Origin of the sequence: Cellulomonas chitinilytica, from assembly GCF_016862675.1 — a bacterium.
Lineage (GTDB): Bacteria > Actinomycetota > Actinomycetes > Actinomycetales > Cellulomonadaceae > Cellulomonas > Cellulomonas chitinilytica.
The window spans coordinates 52,355-71,250 of sequence record NZ_BONK01000017.1 but is presented as its reverse complement, the minus strand read 5'-3'; the positions used below and the strand labels follow the sequence as shown (position 1 = coordinate 71,250).

The following is an 18,896-nucleotide window of genomic DNA, read 5'->3' as shown; positions in this document are numbered from 1 at the left end:
CAGCCCTCATCTGAGACCAAAGTCACTTCTCGGCCCCCGGGTCAGGAGCGGCCGCGGTACGGACGAGGTCGCGGCCCCAGGCGTACGCGCGGTCGTCCTCGCCGGCGGCGGGTCCGCCGTGGCGGCCGACGACGACGAACGACGTCGGCGGCACCACGAGCGCACCGCCCGCACGTCTGACCTGCCGGGCCAGCTCCTTCGCGGCGGACCCGGCGAAGCGCGCGTCGACCCGCGTGTCGAACACGGCCACCGGCTCGCCCCGGCGCAGGCCCGCGGTCGCCAGCCAGTCCGTGACCCCGGCGTGGGACAGGACGGGTCCGTCGGTCGCGGCGGCGGCGCGTGACCGCTGCGTCGGGGCGCGCCGCAGGTGCGTGGGGCACGCGAGCACGAGCAGGTCACGGTCGGGCGGCACCCGCCCGACGGCGCACCCCGCCTCGATCACGTCGCACCGGGCGTCCATCGACGCACACCCGACGGCGACGTGCTGGGCCAGGCGCAGCGTCGAGCCGAACATGGACTCGACCACGAGGACCACCCGCACACCTCCAGGCTCGTCCGGCCCCCACCGGGGGGCGAGGGCCGAACGTCCCGGGAGCTACCGCCGCTCGGACGCGGCGACGTGGTGGAGGTGGAAGGACGGCATCCGGTGCGGCCGCGGCATCCGCCGGCCGTAGCTCTCGAGGCTGGAGCGTCGCCGCTCCAGACGGAGCTCGAGGTCGTGCTCCTCGCGGACGTACAGGGCCATGGCCAGGTCGGGATGCATCAGGGGTCTCCTCGTTGAGCACATCGTGATGTACGGCTTGTGGCCGCTCCCTCACTGTGCGCTCGCCCGCCGCCAGGGACATCGGACCTAGGTCACGGGCCACGGACCTCGTCGCCCCGACCTCGCCGGCCGCCTACGTCGTCGCAGGTCAGGGGGCCGCGGTTGTCCCGACGAGCTCAGGGATCATCTGCTCCAGACGGGTGACGACCTCGTGCGCCGGAGGCAGCAGAGGTGCCGGCAGACGGCCCGTGCCCAGGCCGAGGATCTCGCCGATCGCGTGCACGACCCGAGGGCCCCCGTGCGCGAGCGCGAGCTCGACCACGGGCCGCACCGCGTCGAGCAGCCGGTCGACCTCCGCCCGGTCCCCGGCGGCACCCGCCCGGGCGAGCGCGACGTACGGCCCCGGCAGCACCGACGCGAGGCCCGTGTGCCATGTCCGGGCGCCGGCGAGCAGCCCTTCGACACCGAGCAGGTCGCCGCTGAACCCGACCTCCACCGTCGTCGGCGCGTCCGCGAGGAGCCGCGCGGCGCGCGCCCGGAGCTCCGCCGCGTCGATCCCCCGGTCCTTCACCCCGCCGACGCCCGGCAGCGCCGCGACCCGCAGCAGCGTCTCGACGGTGAAGGAGAACCGCGTCGTCGTGGGGTTGTGGTACGCCCAGACGGGCCGGTCGACCGCCCGCGTGACGTCCGCGAAGAGGCCGACGACCTCGTCGTCGGTGAGCGGCAGGTACGACACCGTGCCCAGGAGCAGCGCGTCCGCCCCGGCGGCGACGGCGTCGTCGGAGTGCGCGATCACGGCCTCCGTCGTCGTCGCCCCCACGCCCGCGACGAGCGGGACCCGACCGGCCACCGCCTCCGCGGCCACCTCGACGACCCGCCGGCGTCGCGCGCGGTCCAGGTAGGCCGCACCGCCCGTCGAACCGAGGACCGCGATCCCGTCCACGCCTGCGTCGACCGCCCGGTCGACGAGCGCGGCGAGCGCCTCCTCGGCGACGTCACCGTCGACCGTGCGCGGGGTGGGCGGGTACACGACGAGAGGTCCGAGGAGCGGCATCTCGGCAGCCTAACCAGACGCTCGGGCCGCGTCAGGCGAAATCCGCTCCACTCCTGATGTTCATTTCGAATTCAATGCGCGGTCGAACCCTCCAGAATACTGTCACGACGGCGTTCTTCGCAGGCATTATTGTGAAGAACCTGGATTCTTGACACGGGGCCTGAATTGCCACCACGCTGTGGCCGCCACGCCGATCCGTGCGGTTGGTCCCCGAATGACAGGAATGCCATGTCCACGAGAATTCCGCGCCTTTCACGGTCCCGGTCCACGCTCATTGCGGGCGCCCTCACGCTGCTCGTGACCTTCTCGGCCTCGGTCACGACGAGCGAGCCGGCGCACGCCGCCACGAGCTACCTGTGCACCGAGACCGCCTGTCCGAACGGAGCCCAGTGGGCGGCGGCCCGCAAGATCGACGGCAAGTGGGCCTCGTACTGGGGCCAGGCGGGCGGCCACAACTGCACCAACTACGTCGCGTGGCGCCTGCAGAGCCTGGGCGTCGCCTCGTTCCTCACCCGCGGCAACGCCGAGGGGTGGGCCCGGATGGCGGCGGCCGCGGGCATCACCGTGGACCACTCGCCGTCCGTGGGCGCGATCGCCCAGTGGGACGCGAACGCCGGCGGCATGACGTCCGCCGGTCATGTGGCCTACGTCGAGGCGGTGAGCGGCGACACCGTCACGATCTCGGAGGACGCCTGGAACGGCGGCGCGCAGACCGGCCCGTTCCGCTGGCGGAACATCACCGCCTCCACGCCGTCGCACTACCTGCACCCGGTCATCGGCGGTGGCGGGGTGTCGGGCAGCTTCCTGCACCAGGTGTTCGGCGACACGGCCGGCTGGCACGACATGAGCACCGCGCTGCAGCTCGTCCCCGGCAGCCAGATCTCCACGGTCGACATGGGCGGCACCTGGCCGCAGGTCATGGCGGTCGAGAGCGGCTCGCTCCACCAGATCTTCGCGAACTCGTCGGGCTGGCACGACATGGACACCGGGATCGCCGTCAGCGACGGCGCGGCGATCTCGGCCGTCAACATGGGCGGGACGTGGCCGCAGGTGATGACCAACGACGGCGGTGTCCTCCAGCAGATCTACGCCGACTCCGCCGGATGGCACAAGGCGAGCACAGGCCTGACGATCGGCAACAATCCCATCTCGGCCGTCAACATGGGCGGCACGTGGCCGCAGGTGATGCTCGTGAACTCGTCGACGGTGTGGCAGATCTGGGGCGACACCCAGGGCTGGCACATTGCCACCACGGGAATGACCAACGCCTACAGCTCGATCACGTCGGTAAACATGGGGACGCCGTGGCCGGTGTCATTCCTGAATGTCGGCGGAGCCCTCTGGAGCGTGTGGGGCGACTCCAACGGGTGGCACAGCATGAGCACCGGTCAGTCCGCCGGGAACGGGTCGATCAGCGCGGTGAACCAGGGCGGCACCTCGCCGATCGTGATGACGACGCGCGACGGCGTCCTGTGGGAGACGTACGGCGACACCGCGTGGCACAGCGCGTCCACCGGCCTGACCGTCGGCAGCGGGCCGATCAGCGCGGTGAACAAGGGCGGCGCGTGGCCGCAGGTGATGGTCCTCGAGTGACGGCTCCGGCCTGAGCCGGACGACGGCGTCGCCCCGTGACGGGCGGCGCCGTCGTCCGTCCCCGGCGACGGTGCGGCCGTGCGGCTCAGTCGTCGAGCGGGACACCCCCGAAGGCCACCAGGCTCACGACGAAGTAGACGACGTACGAGCCGAGCAGCACGCCCCCGTGCCAGCGGCGCAGCCGCCCGGTCGCTAGGAACACCGCCGCGAGCGCCGTCATCACCAGCAGGACCGGGAGGTGCCAGGTCAGCACCGTCCGGTCGACCGTGATCGCCCCGCCGGCGAGCAGCACGATCCCGAGCTTGCCGGTCACGGAGAACACGACGCTGCCGACGACGTTCGCGATGCCGATCTCCGGCACACCCCGGCGGGCCGGCTCCACGGTGAGGAACACGTCCTCCAGCGAGAGCGCCAGCGTCGCGATCGTCACGCCGAACACGGTGCCGTCGATGCCGAACGTCTCCAGCACCCCGCCCGTGCCGCGCCCCGCGACGACCGACCCCACCACGAGCCCCGCGAGCGCCACCGCCGCCAGCGCGAGGCCGGCCGGGGCGGAGCGTCGACGGGCCCGGAGGATGGCCTGGTCGACGCGCAGGTCGGCGGGGAGCTCGAACGCCCCGGCCGGCGCGCGGGGCGCCTCGGGCAGCCGGGCCGGGCCTGACGTCGACCCGGCGCCCACCTTCTCGAGCTCCTCGTAGAGGTCGGCGTTCCGGAACACGGGCCGCCGCGACGCGTGCTCGCGGACCGCCACCCACGCCACGAACGCCAGGAACAGGACCACGAGCACGACACCGACCGCGAGCGTCAGCACCCCGGTGAGCGCCAGCACGAACATCGCCACGGGCCCCGCCACGAACAGCACGAGGTAGTCTCTCGGCACCTCGACGCGGCTCGGCGCGACGAGGGCGGCGAGCGCCAGCACGATCCCCGTCATCGCGATCGACGTCCCGATCACCGACCCCAGAGCCACCTGCTCCTGACCCTCGACGTTCACGACGACCCCGTACGCGAGGTCGTCGAGCTCGACGCCCGTGAAGACGACCGCGACCAGGAACAGGGACACCGCCCACCGGCTCGCCACACCCACCAGGTGGCCGATCAGCTTCTCCGCGCTGTACACGAGCAGCGCGACACCGAGCACGAACTCGATCACCGGGAGCACGGGCAGCCCTCCGCCGGGCCGACGTTGCAGAGCGGACGCGAACCCCAGCGTGTCGGGTCCCGCACGGTCCGGCAACGGATGGCGGGGGTGCCACGCCCCTGCCGCCCGCGCGGCTCCCCGCGCTACGTTCGTCGCACTGCGCCCCCTTCGAGCCACCGGAGTCACGATGCGCGCCCTCGCCCTCGGTCAGCTCGGCGGCCGGCCGTCGCTGCAGGACCTGCCCGTCCCCACCGCGGCACCGGGCGAGGTCCTGGTCCGGGTGCGAGCCGCGTCGGTCAACGGGTTCGACGTGGCCGTCGTCGCCGGGTGGATGTCCGCGTACTTCGAGTACCTGCCCCCGGTCGTCGTCGGCAAGGACTTCGCCGGGGTGGTGGAGGCCGTCGGCGACGACGTCACCGGCTTCGCACCCGGCGACCGCGTGTTCGGCGTCGTCACCAAGACGTTCCTGCGCGAGGGCTCCTACGCCGAGTACACGACGGTCGCGCAGGACGTCGGCCTCGCCCACCTGCCCGACGGCATCAGCTTCACCGACGGCGCCGCGCTCGGGCTCGCCGGGTCGTCGGCGCACGACTGCGTCGTGGCGGCAGAGCTCGAGCCCGGCACGACCGTGCTCGTCGTCGGGTCGACAGGCGGGGTCGGGACGCACGTCACGCAGCTCGCCCAGCTGGCCGGCGCCCGCGTGATCGGCACGGCCCACAACGCCGAGCAGCGCGCCTACCTCGCCGCGCTGGGCGTCACCGAGGTCGTCGACTACGACGCCGACCTCGCCGCACAGGTGCACGCCCTGGCACCCGAAGGTGTCGACGTCGTCGTGCACCTCGCCGGTGACGCGGCGGGCGCGCTCGCGGCGGCGAGGCCCGGTGGGCGGTTCGTCTCACTGCTCGTGTTCTCGCCCGAGATGCTCCCGTCGGACACCGTCACGGTCGTCCCGGTCGCCGCGCACCCCTCACCCGAGACGCTCGCGACGATCGCGGAGAACCACGCCACCGGCCGCGTGCGCACCCTGATCGACCAGACGTTCTCCCTGGAGGGCGCCCTCGACGCGTTGGCGGCGTACTCCGGCAGCAAGCTCGGCAAGATCGTCATCACCGTCGACGACTGACTGCGACCCCCGGGCGCGGGGCACTCAGGCCGTGGCAGCGACGAGCGGCCACCAGTGCCGCTCGCGCAGCTCCGCCTCCCCGCACCACGAGCCGGGCACGTGCGGCTCCGCCGGACCCGTCGGCGTCCAGACGACGAAGCATGCGACGGGCACCGGCCACGGGTAGTCCGGCTCGGGCGCGACGACGAGGTTCCGGACGTACCCGACCGGCCGGATGTCGACCGCCCTGCCGAGCACCGACCTCGCGAGCGCGTTCGCCTCCTCGCGCGGGTCGCACCCGGTGCGGACCTCCCGGGTCGGGATATCCGTCCGGCCGTCGTCCCGCGGCACGCAGAAGACCCGGCCGTCGCGCACGACGAGCAGCCGGACCAGACCGGTCGGCTCGTCGGCGGGCGGCTCGCCGAGCATCACGTCGGCGCTGCTCCCGGGCGGGAGCCAGGTGGGAGCAGGGACGGCGCGCAAGAGCAGCGGCATGTCTGGCACCGAGTGACGGTACGCGGAGCCAGGCCCGACGTGGCAGCCGCCCGCTCGACGAGGTCGGTTCGGCCCCCAGGAGGTGGACGCCTCGGCCTGGCCGGCATGGGCGATTTCGTTGCGGGCTGACCAGGCACGGCAGCCGGCTGACGGCGCCGCCCGGGGCGACGCCGTCAGCGCGGACGCACCGCCGGCAGACGAGGGTCAGTTGAAGTACGCGGTCCCGCTGATGTACTTCCAGTCGTTGTTCGTGGTGGCGGCGTTCGCCGTGCTCGGCCGGTAGAAGACGAACCGGAACTCGTCCGCCCGCTGGTTCGTCCAGGTGTACTGCAGCTGTCCGGCGTTTCGGCAGGGCCAGTAGACGGCGGGCCCTTCGTCCGTGTACGCGGCGTCGACCTTCCGCTCGAGCCGGACGTAGATGTACGGGACGGCTGCCGTGCAGTTGGACGCCGTCATGTTCAGCTGGATGCTCCCCGCGGCGGCGTTGAGGAAGGGCGCGCCGTTCACCGAGGCGCGAAAGCTGCCGGTGAACGCCCGGCTCCCCGGGAACGCGAAGGTGGTGATCCCGCTCGTCGTCCCCCAGCTGAACGTGCCGTCGTTGATCCGCTTGCCGTCGGGGCCGACCGGCCGCGCGGCCGAACGCGAGTCGACCGCGTGAGGCGCGGGCACGGTCGGCGGCGCGGCGGACGCGGCCCCCGCGACGCCGGCGGAACCGAGCGCGGCCAGGGCCACGGTCGCAGCAGCAATGAGGCGCTTTCGCATGAGTGTTTCTCCCGTCGTCGGCACAGCATGGTCGGCGTCGCACGGCGGGCGCCGCGCTGTCACCGGTCGCACCTTGGCACGGGCGGAACGGCGCGAGGGTGGACTTGGTGGCGCATCGTCGTCGCCGAGGGCTCAGCCGGGGCCGATCGCTCTCCACATCACCCCACCGACAGGACGTAGGTCCCAGATCGCAGGCCCCGACGTGCTCGGACGGATGCGGGTGCGACGAGCCGGCAGCTCACCCGACGGCCGTGGGATGGGCGTCCGCGCGTGGGTGGGTCAGCTCCGTCGATGCACCGCCACAAGTGGCCCTGCGTCGAGCCGGTCACCGTGCAACGACGGGCCTCGGCGACCGGCGTCATTGTCGTGGCTCGGCAGAACGACGAAGCATCCGTGCACGCCCGCCGCAGCCGGTCCGCACGTCAGACCGCGCCAAGCACCTCCGCCGCCTGCGGCCACCAGTGCCGTCTCGCAGGCCCGCACCCGCGCCTGCCCTATCGGGCAGCCCTCCGGCCGCAGTCCGTCGATAGTGTCCGTCCGAGGCCTGACGTGTCGCTCCGAGGCCGTCGTGGAGCCTCTGCAGGTCGAGCGACTCCTCGCGGGCGACGCGCGGCCTCCTGGTCGACGGGTACCGGCAGGTGGGGTGTGGCGCCGAGCGCATGCAACGAGGGCGGAACCCGGGTCGCGCAGCCGCGACCGGGCACCTCGCGAGCGGCTGCTCCACCGGCCCGGGCGGAGCCGGACGTGGTCGCGCGTTCCGGTGCGGCGCTGCGCGACGCAGCCTCGTTCCTGCGTCTGCAACGCTCGGCCGGGAACCGCGCGGTCGCGACCGCGGCACCGGGCGCGCGGCCGGTCGTGCAGCGCGCAGAGCTCACGCTGTCAGGCGGTGGCCGGGTCGGGGACGCGGATGCGACGGGCGTCAACATCCGCGAGGACGTCCTGCGCTGGATGGACCGGTTGCACGTCATGTGGGGTCTGAACGACGCCGACTACGGCACCGAGCACGCCCGCGTGACCGCACTGCCTGCGGGGGCGGCGGTGCCGGTCGCCCAGATCGGTGCGACGATCGCCGCGTGGCGACGGCTGGTGCTGCCGACGTTGGCGGCTCCGGTCGCGCAGAACCTGATGCGGGTGGCGATCAGCGACGGTATCGGCGTGGGCCTGGCGAACAAGAAGGACGACGTGGCGGCGGTGCAGGACTTCGTGCACGCCCAGTGGCTGCTGTCGAACGACGACTACGGGTCGGCGACGGCACCGGCTGAGCGTGCCGTCGTGATGGGCTCCGGGGCCACGGTGGACCTCGCCACCGTCCCGCGGACGGCAGCCGCGCTCCGGACGGCGATGCAGATGCTCACGACGAGCACGGCGTTCCGCAACCCGCTGGGCGCCGGTCTGACGGGCCCGCTCGCCGCGAGCGAGACTGCCGACATCGCGGCGTACGAGGCCGCCAAGACGCACCACGACGCCAACCGCACGCAGGCCACGACATGGGTCGACGAGGGCTTCAACCAGGTCGCCGACCGCACGCTGAAGAACTCCTGCGAGTGGGTGAAGACGGGCAGGTCGAAGGTCTTCATCCTCTCCGCGACCCACGACTCGACGGCCCGGGCGGCGGCCTCGGGGTTTCCGGCCGGTGCGACATGGTTCTCCTATCCCGCGGGCGACCTGTACAGCAGCGCGGTGTACTACCGCAGGAAGATGCCGACCGAGGGGTTCGACAACACCAACGTCGACGTCCAGGACGATGCCAACGTCGACGGCTTCCAGAACGGTTCGGACATCGCGCTGATGGAGACCGCGCTCGCGCGCGGCAGGGACTACCTCTGGTCGGTGCTCAAGCACGAGGCGCAGCACGGCGCGGACCATCACGGCACCGGCAACTTCGAGCTCTACCGGACCGAGTTCAACGCGTACTGGTTGGGCAGCAGGGAGTACGACGCGGAGTCCCCGACACGCGTCGTCCAACATTGGGGCCGGAGCTGGAGGGCCCGCCAGTGGGCGATCTTCGACCACCTGTACCACGACACCGCGTACGCCTACGTCAAGACCGCCTGGGACAGCGAGGCTGGGCTGCCGCCCGCAGCGAGGACGTTCCGGACCGCCGTGCGCGACTACTGGCACCCGGAGACGGTCAACCCGACGAACTCGGTGCGCATCGACGCGTTCGTCACCGCGGTCGAGGCCGCGTCGCACGCCGACTGCACGGCCGCGGCCGCGCCCGGCAACCCGAGGCTGGCCGCGATCTCTACGGCAGCCGCCGCGCTCACCGCCGACGACAAGACCGACATCCGCGCCGGCGGGGCGATGACGTCGCTGCTGAGGGCGCACCTGACCGGACAGCCGCTCGTGGATGTGAGGAGGCTGCTCCGGTGACGCACGTCCCCGTACCGCCGTCGCCGGTCGTCTCGTCGGACGGGTCTCACGTCGCCGTCCCGACCGGTTCGACCGTACTCGTCGTACGCGCGCGCTCCCCGCAGCACGAGCCGCAGCTGCTCGACGCCGGGCACCCGGTCTCGCTGTGCGCCCTCGACGAGCACGGTGACGCGGTCGCGGTGTGCGGCGACGGTCGGCTCAGCCTCATCCCCGTAGGCGGCACAGCCCCGGCACGGTCCGTGACTCTCGACGCGCACGAGCGAGTCACGCGGCTGCGGCTGCTCGGCGGCACGGTGGTCGCCGTCGTCGCCGACGCCCGGGACGTGGCGCTTCGTGCGTGGTCAGGCCCGGACCTCACCCCCGACGCCTCGGGCCCGCGCTGGTCCGGTGTCGAGGTCGACGGTCTGCTCGCCGCCGGCCGCCGTGCCGTGCTCTGGGGACGTCAGGGGCCCGACCTCGACTTCTCCGCCGGCACGCCCTGGCTCCGGGTCTGCGAGCTGGGCGAGCCCGACGAGGAGACGTGGCACGGAGACGGCCTCGACCTCACGCCGGCCGGCCTCCTCTACCCCTTCGGCGACGGCCGGCTGGCCGTGCACGACGTGGACACGCTCGTCGAGCTGGTGGAGCACGACGGCGGCTGGGTCGAGGCCGGGAGGCGACGCTGGGACGGAGTGGCGTACTCGGCCGGCTCGGCCGATGGCAGCCACGTCGTCATGCTCGTCTCGGAAGGTGCCGAGGACTCCGAGCGCACCGTCCTCCGAGTGCTCCGGTCCGACGACGGCACGACCGTCGCGGAGGCCGCGACGGACCCCATCGAACGGCCGACCGCGCTGGCCGTCGGGAACGACGCACGGGCGACCGCGGCCTACGTCGACCACGACCACCAGCTGCAGGTCCTCACGCTCGAGGACGGTGACCTCTCGCGGGCATCCCTGCACCTCGGGACGCCGTGAGCGCACGGGGGCACGGTCCCGGCGCGGGCGCGAACGGGTGAGGCTGTGGACGACGACAGGCGACCACTCCGGCTTCTGGCGGGCGAGCTGGCGACCTGACGCGGGACGTACCGCGAGGGGCGCTGACTGGGGAACGGTCCTCGGTGGCCGGGAAACGAAAAGCCCCTCACCAGGCGTGGTGCCTGATGAGGGGCTGATGTGCGCCCGAAGGGACTCGAACCCCCAACCTTCTGATCCGTAGTCAGATGCTCTATCCATTGAGCTACGGGCGCATGGCCCTCTGCGGGCCGCGTAAGACGATACAGGTCGACGGCCCGCCGCCCAAACCGGATGCGGGTGACCCTGCCCACGTCCCCGCAGCCCCTGGCAGGATCGCGCGCATGACGGCACCCACGGCGGACACTGGTCGGCTCGGCACGGGCGGCGGCCGGTGGGGCATGCGGGCCGACGTGCTGCGGCACGGCGGCGGGCACGACTCGAGCAGGGTCGGGTTCGTGGAGCTGTTCTTCGACCTCGTGTTCGTCTTCGCGGTCACGCAGCTGTCGCACACGCTCATCGCGCACCCGGACGTCGAGCACCTGGGACAGGTGCTCGTGCTGGCGTGGGCGATCTGGTGGCTCTGGATCGACACCACGTGGGTGACGAACTGGCTGGACCCCGACCGGGTCCCGGTCCGGACGATGCTCATCGTCCTCATGCTGCTGGGGCTGATGATGTCGAGCGCGATCCCGGAGGCGTTCGGCGAGAAGGCCCTGCTGTTCGCCGTGCCGTACGTGATCATCCAGGTCGGGCGGACGGCGTTCACGACGTGGGCGATGGGGCGGCACTGGCCGGACAACGCCATGAACTTCGTGCGCATCACGATCTGGCAGTGCGCGTCGGGCGCGTTCTGGATCGCGGGCGCACTGGTCGAGGACGCGCGGGTCGCGCTGTGGGTCGTGGCGGCACTCCTCGACGTCGTCGGGCCGCGTGCGCTGTTCTGGGTGCCGGGTCTCGGCCCGACGAACCCGGACACGTGGGAGGTCCGCAGCTCGCACATGGCCGAGCGGGTGTCGCTGTTCATCATCATCAGTCTGGGCGAGTCGATCATCGTGACGGGCGCGGCGTTCTCCGAGCTCGACGTCGACGTGGTCACGGTCGTCGCGTTCCTCGCGGCGTTCGTCAGCACGGTGCTCATGTGGCTGCTGTTCTTCGACCGGTCCGAGCAGAAGGCGGCCGCGTACTTCGCCGCGCAGGACCAGCCCGGGATGGTGGCGCAGACGGCCTACACGTACGTGCCGTTCCTGCTGATCACCGGGATCGTCCTCACGGCCGTGGCCGACGACCTCGTGCTGGTGCACCTGGGCGCGGAGGGCGGCGCGACCGACGCGTGGACCGCGTGGATCATGTGCGGCGCGGCGGCCGTCTACCTGCTGGGCAACGCCCTGTTCCGGCGGGCGACGGGCGGGCCGTGGTCGGTGCCGCACCTCGTCGGCGTCGCGGCGTCCGTCGGCCTGGTCGCGCTGCACGGGGTCGTCACGCCGCTGACGCTGAGCTGGGCGACGAACGCGGTGCTGCTCGCCGTCATCGTGGGCGACGTCGTCCCGCAGCGCCGCCGGCGCACCGTTGCGGCGGACTGAGCCCGCCCCGATCTGCCCGGAACGCCCACGACGAAGGCCCGGTCCGTCGTGGACCGGGCCTTCGTGAAGCGGAGACGGTGGGATTTGAACCCACGGAAGGGTTGCCCCTTCACGACCTTAGCAGGGTCGCGCACTAGACCTGGCTATGCGACGTCTCCAAGACGTGGGACAGGGTACCCGGGCGCAGGGCCCTGCACCAAAGCCGTCCGTCAGCGGTCGAAAGCCCAGGTCCGGTCGGTGAGCATGCGTGCGACGGCGAGGCCGATGGACAGCGCGACGACGACGAGCGCGGCCTGCACCGTGTAGGACAGCGCCAGGATCGTCGCCCCGTCGGCCAGGTGGAACACCGCCCGGTAGGCGGTCGCGCCCGGGACCATGATGACGACGGCGGGGACGGAGATCGTCACGCGCGGGACGTGGATCCGCGGCGCCGCGTACGCCGCGAGCACCCCGACGGCGAGCGCAGCGACGGCGGCGGCGCTCTGCGTCGCGAACCCGGCGTCGACGAGCATCAGGCGTCCGACGTTCGCGACCATGCCGACGGTCGCGGCGAGCAGCGCCATCCGCCACGGGCTGTTGAACATGAGGGCGAACCCGAGCACGCCGAGGAAGCTCGCGGCGAACCGCAGCGCGAGCAGCACGCCCGGGTCGAGGTCGAGCGGGGTCGCCGGGTCGGGTGCGAGGCCGACGATGCTGGACACCGCCCACAGCGAGAGCGCGGCCGAGACGAGGATCATCAGCGCGTACGTCAGGCGGGTCAGGCCGGCGGAGAAGTCGAGGCGGGCGAGGTCGAGCGCCGCGGTGACGAGCGCGAAGCCGGGGATGAGGAACAGGACGGCCGAGACGTAGCCCGCCTGGTGACGTCCCTCGACGACCCCGAGCGCCTGCAGGGCCTCGACGAGCCCGAGGTAGGTGGACGCCGCGACGGCGGCCGCGAGCATCGTCACGCCGAACTGGTTGTACCCGCGGTGCAGCATCGCGCGGCGGACGAGCTGTCCGAGCGTGGCGCCGACGGCCACGGCGCCGATCTCCACCGGGCCGCCGTTGTTGAGGAACGCGAACGCGGCGCACGCGACGCCCGACCAGAGCGCGTTGAGCAGGGCCGGGTACAGCGGGGGCTTGGCGGCGATGCGGTCGAGCTCGGCCGTGGCCCGCTCGACCGTGACCTCCGTGCCGGTGGTCGTCGCCTCCCGCTCGAGGTCGCTGACGAGGATCTCCAGGTCGGCGAGCCGGTCCGCGTTGACGCCGACCCGGCGGACCTCGGACACCTCCGTCCGGAAGCTGCGGCCCCGGTGGGACGTCGTGGTGATCTCGGTGAGCGTCACCTGCGCCTCGTGCCGGTCGACGCCCAGCGCACGCGCCATGCGGGCCATCGACGCCTTCACCCGGTACGAGCCGGTGCCCGCGGACAGGCTGAGGCGGCCCACCCGCAGGGCGACGCCGGAACGTCGGATCAGCTCGAGCTCGTCGTCCGTGGGCGCGGTGGGCACCCGCCCATCATGGCCGGGACCCGGGCCTCCCGGCAGGACCAGGGGCCCGAGGCGGGTCGGCGAACACCTGAGAGGTTCCTGAGAGTCCCCTGTCCGCTCCCGGCGAATCTCCCTTGACCCTCCGTCGCGGCCGCTGATGTGCTGACCAGCGGCAATCCCTGCGAGACGGGGATGTCAGAGGGCGCCGCTAGCGTTGCGGCTCACATCCCCACCTCATCCGGCGACGACGCCGCACCCTTCCTTTCCTGCGCCTCCAGGGAGCCTGTTGTGACCGACCCTGCCCTTGTGACCGACGCGCCCCGCGGGGCGCACGAGTCAGACGCACCCGACCCGCGACGCTGGCTGATCCTCGCCGTCATCGCCATCTCGCAGCTGATGCTCATCATCGACGCGTCGATCATGAACATCGCGCTGCCCTCCGCCGCCGCCGACCTCGACATCGCGTCGGCCGACATCCAGTGGGCCGTCACGGCCTACACCCTCGCGTTCGGCGGCCTCCTGCTGCTCGGCGGGCGCATCGCCGACTACGTCGGCCGCAAGCGGGCGCTCATCATCGGCCTGCTCGGGTTCGCGGTCGCGTCCGCGCTCGGCGGTGCTGCGCAGAGCGAGGCTCTGCTGTTCGCGGCGCGCGCCCTCCAGGGGGCGTTCGGCGCCCTCCTCGCGCCGGCCGCCCTCGCCCTGATCACCGTGACGTTCACCGAGGGCCGCGAGCGCGCGAAGGCGTTCGGCGTGTTCGGTGCCATCTCCGGTGGTGGCGCCGCGATCGGCCTGCTCGCCGGTGGCGCGCTCACCGAGTACCTCGGCTGGCGCTGGTGCCTGTTCGTGAACCTGCCGATCGCGATCTTCGCCGCGATCGCGGGCGCGCGGATCCTCAAGGAGTCCAAGGCGCACGGCGACACCCGGTTCGACATCCCCGGCGCGGTCCTCGCCTCGTCCGGGCTCGTCGCGCTCGTCTACGCGTTCACCGAGGCCGCCAAGCAGACCACCGGCGAGGACGGCCTCCCGCAGGCCGTCGGCTGGACCGACCCGCTCGTCGTCGGGCTGCTCGCGTTCGCGGCCGTCGCGCTCGTGTCGTTCGTGCTGCTCGAGCGCCGGGTCGCGAACCCGCTGCTGCCCCTGCGGATCGCGCTCGACCGGAACCGGGGCGGGTCCTACCTGGTGTTCTTCCTGGTCGGTGCCGGGCTGTTCTCGATGTTCCTGTTCATGACGCTGTACTTCCAGTACGTGCTCGGCTACGAGCCCATGCAGGCCGGGTTCGCGTTCCTGCCGTTCAGCCTCGGGATCATCCTCATGGCCGGCGTCGTGGCCCAGCTCCTGCCGCGCGTCGGACCCAAGCCGCTCATGCTGATCGGGCTCGCGCTCGCCGCCAGCGGGCTGCTGCTCCTGCTCCGCACCACCCCGACGTCGTCGTACTGGACGTCGGTGCTGCCCGGCCTCATCGTCATGAGCGTCGGCATGAGCGCGGTGTTCATCCCGGCGTCGAGCACCGCGCTGTACGGGGTCGGCGGGCACGACGCGGGCATCGCCTCCGCGCTGCTCAACACGTCGCAGCAGGTCGGCGGGTCGCTCGGGCTCGCGCTGCTCAACACGTTCGCGATCACCGCGACGACCAACAAGATGGCCGACCTCGCGGCGTCCGGTCTGGACGTCTCGCAGCCGGCGGTCGTCGCACAGGCGCAGGTCGCCGGGTACCACGTCGCCTTCCTCGGCGGCGGGGTGCTCCTCGCGCTCGCGTTCCTCGTGGCGCTGGCGCTCATCTCCGCGAAGAAGGCCGACCTGCCCGCCGAGGCGGCCGTCGCGGCCTGACGTCGGTCAGGGGGTGCCCGCGCTGGAGGGGCCGGGCACCCCCTGACGGACCCGGGCGTCGATCGACGTCCGAAGGCCGGTTCCTCGGCCTCACTGGGTTCCTCGGCCTCACTGGGCGGCGCGCTTGCCCTCCTGAGCCAGCCGGGCCGTCTGGTCCAGGCGGGCCGCACGCGTCTCCGGACGCTTCGCCTGGACGATCCACACGAGGATCACGCGCCGCGCCGACCTCGGGAACGCGTCGTACTTCTCCCGGGACCCCGGGTACCGGTCGAACGCGGCCGCGAGGTCGTCGGGGACGATCAGGTCCTCGACGTCGTCCAGGAGCGTCCACGACCCGTCCGCCTTCGCGGCGTCGATGACGGCCCGGCCTGCTGCGGTCATCCGGCCGTCGGCCTCCAGCCGGACGATCCGCTCCTTGTTGGTGCGCGCCCAGCCGCCGCCGCGCTTCCGGCGCGTGAACCAGAGCGCCCCGCGCTCGTCGTCGAGCGAACGGTTCGTCGAGTCGATCCACCCGAAGCAGAGCGCCTCCTCGACGGCCCGCTCGTACGGGACCGACGGGCGGCCCGTCGCCGACTTCCACGACACCAGCCAGACGCTCGGGGTGTCCGCGTGGTGCGCCTCCAGCCAGGCCCGCCACTCCTCGGCGGTCTCGGCGTGCACCTGGGGCGCGTCGTCGCGGGTGCCGGCCATGTGGTCCTCCGTCTCGGGGCCGCGCGGGGGCGGCGTGCGATGTGCCGGTCCGGGGTGCGTGCCGGCGGCGCGGGTGCGGTGCGTGCGGTGCGGTTCGGGTGCGGTGCGGGGTGCGTCGTGGTGAATACGGCTGTCAGGTGGGTGCTTCGTCGTCCAGCGCGTCGAGGTCACGGTCGGCGGCCTGGAGCGCCCGCTCGGCGCGACGCAGGTCCTGCGCGGCGCCGATCGCCGCCCGTTCCTCGTCGTGCAGGGCACGTTCGGCCTTCGCGAGCCGGTCCTCGGCGCGGACGGCGTCCTTGTCGGCCTTCGCGAGCCGGCGACGCAGGTCGGTCACGGCGGCCACGAGCTCGTCGTGCAGGTCGTGCGCGGCGCGGGCGGCGCGTGTCGCCTCGTCGAGGTCGGCGCGTCGTTCGTCGCGCCGGTCGGTGGCGCGGTCGGCGGCCTTGCGGGCACGGTCGCGCGCGTCGGCCGCGGTGGTGCGGGCGGACTCCGCCGCACGACGCCGCCGGTCCGCGACCGTGCCGGACTGCTTGCCCGTCGTGGCGGTGCCGGTCGCTGGCTCTGCCATGCCGGCCCTCGTGCCCGAGGCTCCGGAGGTCCCCTTGTCCGCGGCGCCCGCCCGGGACGTCTTGCCGGCCCCTGACTTCGCCTTGCCGCCGGACTTCCCCTTCCCGCCGGACGTCGTGGTGCCGCGGGCGCCACTTCCGGCGGACCTGGTCCCCGCGTCGGTCGACCCGTCGGCCGGCTCGTCGGCCGGCTCGTCGACGACCGTCAGACGCCCGCTCGGCACCCGTCGACGGGGGGACCCGGCCGCGCCGGAGGCGGAGCTGCGTCCCCGCGTCGCCGCGTCGTCCGCACCGGCCGCCGACGTGTCGTCGCGCCCGGTCCCCGCGTCGTCGGCCGTCCCGAGGCCGAACCCGCCGAAGCCGGAGTACTCGCGACCGGCGGCAAGGTGCCCGGAGGTGACGTCCCGGGCGATGTCGGGGTCGGCGAGCGCGGCGGTGAGCGTCTGGTCGACCTCGTGCGCGACGGCCTCCCCGACCCGCTGACCCGACGCTGCGGCGAGCGACCGCGCCCGGGCGACGAGCGTCGTCACGAGCGCCCGCCGCTCCCGCGTGAGGTCGCGCAGCGCACGGCCGTCGAGGGTCCGTTCGGCCTCCCGCAGCGCGTCGCCGAGCGTGACGACCCGGTCGGCGAGGCCGGGGTCGTCCCGGACCAGGGCGTTGACGAGCGCGGCCGCGACGGTCGGCTTGCGCAGGGCGCCGATGCGACGGGCGAGGTCCTTGTCGCCGGCGTCCCGGGCGGCCCGAGCAGCGGCGTCCCGGCGGGCGACGAAGTCGTCGGCCGCTCCGCCGTAGAGGTCGTCGAGCACTGCGTCTGGCACGGCGTCGCGCGCAGCCTCGTCGAGCACGGCCCCGTCGAGCACGGCCCCGCCGGGCACGGACCCGCCGGGCACGGACCCGCCGGCCGCGGCGTCGTCGGGCGTGCCGGCCACGAGCCTCAGCCGTTCCCGTCGAGCGTGAACCGCACGGTCCGCCGGGCCACGGACGCCTCGGTGAGCCGCACGTCGACGCGCTCCCCGAGGGGGAGGTCGACACCGTCGACCCGGCCGCGCACCACGGGGTCGCGCAGCTGCACGACGCCCGCGCTCCGGTCGTCGCGCACGTCGACGACGACACCGGAGAACGTCTCACCGACCCGGTCGGCGAGGAGCACGGCCTCGACGAGGTCGAGGCAGCCGCGTTCGTACTCGGACGCCTTGCGGTCGCCGCCCGCCATGAGCGACGGCAGGAGCGGCAGGGCGTCGCGGACCCAGCGGGGCACCTCGTCGCCCGCGCACACGGCGACGCACACCTCGCCGACGAACCGGTCGACGAGCCGGCGCAGCGGCGCGGTGGCGTGCGCGTAGGGGGCGGCGATGGCGGCGTGCTCGACGTCGTCGGGCACGGATCCGTCGAACGCGACGTACGCGGCGCCGCGCAGGAGGGTGGTGGCTTCGGTGAGGAGGGCGGCCTCGGCGGGCGTCGACGCGTCGAGGTCGCGGATGACCTCGCCGTGGGACGCGCCGTCCGGCCAGGGCACGCCGAGGGCGAGCGCGGAGCGCCGGAGCCGGTCGACGTCGCGCGGGTCGGCCGCGGGCAGGGTCCGCAGGACGCCGATCCGGGCGTCGATCATGAGCCGCGCGGCGCACATGCCGGTGAGCAGGGAGATCTGGGCGTTCCAGTCCTCCACGGGCAGGGTCGCGCGGCTGACGAGGGTCCACCCGTCGTCGGCGACGGGCACGACCTCCTGCTCGGGGGTCGGCAGCGTGATGCCGCCGCGGGCGCGCTCGGCGTCCTCGCGGAGCCGCCCGACCTCGCGCAGGAGCTGCAGCGACGGGCTCGCGGTGCCGTCGTCGAGCGCCTGCTGGACCTCGTCGTACGTGTGCTGGGCGCGGCTGCGGACGCGCGCCCGACGGACGGACACGTCGACGGGTGCCCCCGACGCGTCGAGGTCGATGGTCCACAGCAGCGCGGGGGTGTCCTGGCCGGGCAGCAGGCTCGCGACGCCCTCGGAGAGCTGCGGCGGGTGCAGCGGCGTGCGGCCGTCGGGCCCGTACAGGGTCTCGACGCGGCGTCGGGCCTCCCCGTCGACGGCCCCGCCGGGCGCCACCCAGGCGGCGACGTCCGCGATCGCGTACCGGACGCGGTAGCCGCCGTCGCGGCGTTCGAGGTGCACGGCCTGGTCGAGGTCGCGCGAGCCGGGCGGGTCGATGGTGACGAGCTCGACGTCGGTGGCGTCGAGGGGTGCGGCCACGGTCCGGTCCGCTGCACCGGCGGCCTCCGCGAGCACGTCGGCGGGGAACCCGTCGGGGATCGCGAGCTCGTCGCGCAACGCCCGCAGCCCGCCCCGGACGGCGGCGTCGACACCCTCGACCCCGGCGACGGGGGGCGGGGTGGCGAGGTGGACGCGACGTCGGGGCACGCGGTGAGCCTAGGTCGGAGCGGACCGAGGTGCCCAGCATGATTCCCGTGGCCCCGGGCGGGTGACGTGTGCCACGGGGCCGCCTCTCGCC

The 18,896-nt window shown here is 73.4% G+C and carries 16 protein-coding genes and 2 tRNA genes; 6 read left to right on the top strand and 12 right to left on the bottom strand.

The features are described 5' to 3' along the window. Window positions 1-22: 22 nt before the first annotated feature. From Cch01nite_RS20015 to Cch01nite_RS20005, 3 genes are all read right to left on the bottom strand, one after another. On the bottom strand, window positions 23-535 hold the full coding sequence (locus Cch01nite_RS20015) for a hypothetical protein (protein ID WP_203758265.1): 513 nt from the start codon (window positions 533-535) through the stop codon (window positions 23-25). Window positions 536-595: 60 nt separating this feature from the next. Further along, window positions 596-763 carry a hypothetical protein gene (locus tag Cch01nite_RS20010; protein WP_203758264.1) on the bottom strand — a complete coding sequence of 56 codons (168 nt, stop codon included), beginning with the start codon at window positions 761-763 and terminating at the stop codon, window positions 596-598. A gap of 148 nt (window positions 764-911) precedes the next feature. Then, window positions 912-1,817 (bottom strand): dihydrodipicolinate synthase family protein, encoded by a 906-nt coding sequence (locus Cch01nite_RS20005; RefSeq protein ID WP_203758263.1) that lies wholly within the window; start codon window positions 1,815-1,817, stop codon window positions 912-914. A gap of 228 nt (window positions 1,818-2,045) precedes the next feature. Between Cch01nite_RS20005 and Cch01nite_RS20000 the strand changes: the two genes are divergently transcribed. After that, window positions 2,046-3,410, top strand: coding sequence for a CHAP domain-containing protein (locus Cch01nite_RS20000; RefSeq protein ID WP_203758262.1), 1,365 nt, complete (start codon window positions 2,046-2,048; stop codon window positions 3,408-3,410). An 85-nt stretch (window positions 3,411-3,495) separates the two neighbouring features. Here Cch01nite_RS20000 and Cch01nite_RS19995 read toward each other — a convergent pair whose 3' ends face one another. Further along, on the bottom strand, window positions 3,496-4,572 hold the full coding sequence (locus Cch01nite_RS19995; protein WP_203758261.1) for a sodium:calcium antiporter: 1,077 nt from the start codon (window positions 4,570-4,572) through the stop codon (window positions 3,496-3,498). A 166-nt stretch (window positions 4,573-4,738) separates the two neighbouring features. On the opposite strand from Cch01nite_RS19995, the gene Cch01nite_RS19990 reads away from it, so the two are divergent. After that, the gene (locus Cch01nite_RS19990; RefSeq protein ID WP_203758260.1) at window positions 4,739-5,674 is read left to right on the top strand and encodes an NADP-dependent oxidoreductase; all 936 of its coding nucleotides are present in this window, start codon (window positions 4,739-4,741) and stop codon (window positions 5,672-5,674) included. 24 nt (window positions 5,675-5,698) lie between these two features. On the opposite strand, the gene Cch01nite_RS19985 is transcribed toward Cch01nite_RS19990, so the two are convergent. Together Cch01nite_RS19985 and Cch01nite_RS19980 are read right to left on the bottom strand one after the other, a co-directional pair. Next, window positions 5,699-6,148, bottom strand: coding sequence for an NUDIX hydrolase (locus Cch01nite_RS19985; RefSeq protein WP_203758311.1), 450 nt, complete (start codon window positions 6,146-6,148; stop codon window positions 5,699-5,701). Window positions 6,149-6,352: 204 nt separating this feature from the next. Further along, window positions 6,353-6,910, bottom strand: coding sequence for a hypothetical protein (locus Cch01nite_RS19980; protein ID WP_203758259.1), 558 nt, complete (start codon window positions 6,908-6,910; stop codon window positions 6,353-6,355). 744 nt (window positions 6,911-7,654) lie between these two features. Here Cch01nite_RS19980 and Cch01nite_RS19975 point away from each other — a divergent pair. Beyond that, the gene (locus tag Cch01nite_RS19975) at window positions 7,655-9,283 is read left to right on the top strand and encodes a hypothetical protein (protein WP_203758258.1); all 1,629 of its coding nucleotides are present in this window, start codon (window positions 7,655-7,657) and stop codon (window positions 9,281-9,283) included. Continuing rightward, the gene (locus tag Cch01nite_RS19970; protein ID WP_203758257.1) at window positions 9,280-10,236 is read left to right on the top strand and encodes a hypothetical protein; all 957 of its coding nucleotides are present in this window, start codon (window positions 9,280-9,282) and stop codon (window positions 10,234-10,236) included. The genes Cch01nite_RS19975 and Cch01nite_RS19970 overlap by 4 nt, the downstream gene beginning before the upstream one ends. Before the next feature lie 199 nt (window positions 10,237-10,435). Here the strand turns inward: Cch01nite_RS19970 and Cch01nite_RS19965 are convergent. Beyond that, window positions 10,436-10,508 (bottom strand) — tRNA-Arg (locus Cch01nite_RS19965). 108 nt (window positions 10,509-10,616) lie between these two features. Here Cch01nite_RS19965 and Cch01nite_RS19960 point away from each other — a divergent pair. After that, window positions 10,617-11,855: a low temperature requirement protein A gene (locus Cch01nite_RS19960; protein WP_203758256.1), complete on the top strand. Its 1,239-nt coding sequence runs from the start codon at window positions 10,617-10,619 to the stop codon at window positions 11,853-11,855. Window positions 11,856-11,924: 69 nt separating this feature from the next. Here Cch01nite_RS19960 and Cch01nite_RS19955 read toward each other — a convergent pair. Beyond that, a tRNA-Ser gene (locus Cch01nite_RS19955) sits at window positions 11,925-12,013 on the bottom strand. Between the two features lie 51 nt (window positions 12,014-12,064). Next, on the bottom strand, window positions 12,065-13,345 hold the full coding sequence (locus Cch01nite_RS19950; RefSeq protein WP_203758255.1) for a threonine/serine exporter family protein: 1,281 nt from the start codon (window positions 13,343-13,345) through the stop codon (window positions 12,065-12,067). Window positions 13,346-13,630: 285 nt separating this feature from the next. On the opposite strand from Cch01nite_RS19950, the gene Cch01nite_RS19945 reads away from it, so the two are divergent. Continuing rightward, a complete protein-coding gene (locus Cch01nite_RS19945) occupies window positions 13,631-15,151 on the top strand; it encodes an MFS transporter (protein ID WP_239071133.1) in 1,521 nt (506 codons plus the stop codon). Between the two features lie 108 nt (window positions 15,152-15,259). Here the strand turns inward: Cch01nite_RS19945 and Cch01nite_RS19940 are convergent, their stop codons facing one another. The 3 genes from Cch01nite_RS19940 to Cch01nite_RS19930 form a co-directional block, all read right to left on the bottom strand. Beyond that, complete coding sequence (locus tag Cch01nite_RS19940; protein WP_203758253.1) at window positions 15,260-15,841, bottom strand: YdeI/OmpD-associated family protein; 582 nt, start codon at window positions 15,839-15,841, stop codon at window positions 15,260-15,262. Window positions 15,842-15,974: 133 nt separating this feature from the next. After that, window positions 15,975-17,336 (bottom strand): hypothetical protein, encoded by a 1,362-nt coding sequence (locus Cch01nite_RS19935; RefSeq protein ID WP_203758252.1) that lies wholly within the window; start codon window positions 17,334-17,336, stop codon window positions 15,975-15,977. A gap of 5 nt (window positions 17,337-17,341) precedes the next feature. Further along, on the bottom strand, window positions 17,342-18,805 hold the full coding sequence (locus tag Cch01nite_RS19930; RefSeq protein WP_203758251.1) for an RNB domain-containing ribonuclease: 1,464 nt from the start codon (window positions 18,803-18,805) through the stop codon (window positions 17,342-17,344). Between the last annotated feature and the right edge of the window lie 91 nt (window positions 18,806-18,896).